This window comes from Phaeobacter sp. S60, assembly GCF_000826845.1.
Taxonomy (GTDB): Bacteria; Pseudomonadota; Alphaproteobacteria; order Rhodobacterales; family Rhodobacteraceae; genus Phaeobacter; species Phaeobacter piscinae.
This window is the reverse complement of the sequence record NZ_JSWJ01000045.1, coordinates 1-836: the sequence shown is the minus strand read 5'-3', so window position 1 is coordinate 836 and position 836 is coordinate 1. Positions and strand designations below refer to the sequence as shown.

Below are 836 nucleotides of genomic sequence, written 5' to 3'. Positions count from 1 at the left end.
ACGCCTGCGCCCGAAAACGCCAGCGTCAGCCCCAGTTCCTGCGCCGACCAGGTGATGAACTGGCGCACCGAATATTGCTTGCCGGTGGCAATGACAAAATCCTCAGGCGCCTCCTGCTGCAGCATCATCCACTGCATGCGCACGTAATCCTTGGCATGGCCCCAGTCGCGCAACGCGTCGATATTGCCCATATACAGACAGTCCTCGAGGCCTTGGGCGATATTGGCGAGACCGCGGGTGATCTTGCGCGTCACAAAGGTCTCGCCCCGGCGCGGGCTCTCGTGGTTGAACAGGATGCCGTTGCAGGCATAGATGCCATAGGCCTCGCGGTAGTTGACCGTGATCCAGTAGGAATACAGCTTGGCCACCGCATAGGGCGAGCGCGGGTAAAACGGCGTGGTCTCGCGCTGCGGGGTTTCCTGCACCAGACCATAAAGCTCAGACGTGGAGGCTTGATAGAAGCGGGTCTTCTTCTCCAGCCCCAGAAAGCGGATCGCCTCCAGCAGGCGCAGCGTGCCGATGCCATCCACATCGGCGGTATATTCCGGCGCCTCAAAACTGACCGCCACATGGGATTGCGCGCCGAGGTTATAGACCTCATCCGGTTCAATCTCGCTCAGCAGCCGGGTCAGGTTCGACGTGTCGGTCAGATCGCCGTAATGCAGTTTGAACCGGGCATGATCCACATGCGGATCCTGATAGATATGATCCACCCGCGCCGTGTTGAACGACGACGCCCGCCGCTTCAGCCCATGCACCTCATAGCCCTTCTCCAGAAGAAACTCCGCAAGGTAGGACCCATCCTGACCCGTTACACCGGTGATGAGGGCTTTTTT

At 59.7% G+C, this 836-nt stretch carries 1 protein-coding gene; it reads right to left on the bottom strand.

Annotated elements, in window-relative coordinates; genetic code table 11:
* On the bottom strand, positions 1-836 hold an 836-nt coding region (gene gmd, locus OO25_RS22045; RefSeq protein ID WP_071233304.1), incomplete at both ends, for a GDP-mannose 4,6-dehydratase.